Origin of the sequence: Pseudomonas sp. rhizo25 (assembly GCF_031931935.1) — a bacterium.
Classification (GTDB): domain Bacteria; phylum Pseudomonadota; class Gammaproteobacteria; order Pseudomonadales; family Pseudomonadaceae; genus Aquipseudomonas; species Aquipseudomonas synxantha.
Genome location: NZ_JAUJXA010000046.1, coordinates 1 through 866 on the forward strand (window position 1 = coordinate 1; position 866 = coordinate 866).

Below are 866 nucleotides of genomic sequence, written 5' to 3' on the forward strand. Positions count from 1 at the left end.
TTCTTTTGGCCGCTGATGACCGGCGCACGCCTGGCCATTGCCGGCCCGGGCGACCACCGCGACCCGGCTACCCTGGTGAGTTTGATCCAGCGCTACCAAGTCAGCACCCTGCACTTCGTGCCGTCGATGCTGCAGGTGTTTTTGCTCGATGAAAACGTCGCCCGCTGCACCAGCCTCAAACGCATTGTGTGCAGCGGCGAAGCCTTGCCCGTGGACGCGCAGCAGCAGGTCTTCGCCAAGCTGCCGAACGCCGGGCTGTTCAACCTCTACGGCCCCACCGAAGCCGCCATCGACGTGACCCACTGGACCTGCCGCGAAGAAGGCAAGGCCAGCGTGCCCATCGGCCAGCCGATTGCCAACCTCAGCACCTACATCCTCGACGCCGAGCTGCAACCGGTGCCGCCCGGGGTGATCGGCGAGCTGTACCTGGGCGGTGCAGGCTTGGCCCGCGGTTACCACCGTCGCCCGGCCCTGACCGCCGAGCGCTTCATGACCAGTCCATTTGGGGATGGTCAACGCCTGTACCGCACTGGCGACCTGGCCAGTTATCGCACCGATGGCGTGATCGAATACCGTGGGCGTATCGACCACCAGGTGAAAATCCGCGGCCTGCGTATCGAGCTGGGGGAAATCGAAACCCGCCTGATGGAACTGGACTGCGTGCGCGAAGCCGTGGTGATCGCCGCCGATGGTCAATTGGTCGCCTATGCCGTACCGACCGAAACCCGCGAAGCCGATGAACTGCGCAGCGAGATCAAACAGCGCCTGGGCGAACACTTGCCCGACTACATGGTGCCGGCGCAATTGATCTTCCTCGATCAACTGCCCCTGAGCCCCAACGGCAAGCTGGACCGCAAGGCCCTGCC

General features: G+C 64.4%; 1 protein-coding gene. It reads left to right on the plus strand.

Features of this window, described 5'->3' with window-relative positions:
• The coding region (locus QZR30_RS27860) for an AMP-binding protein (protein WP_311904781.1) at positions 1–866 on the plus strand (866 nt) is incomplete at both ends.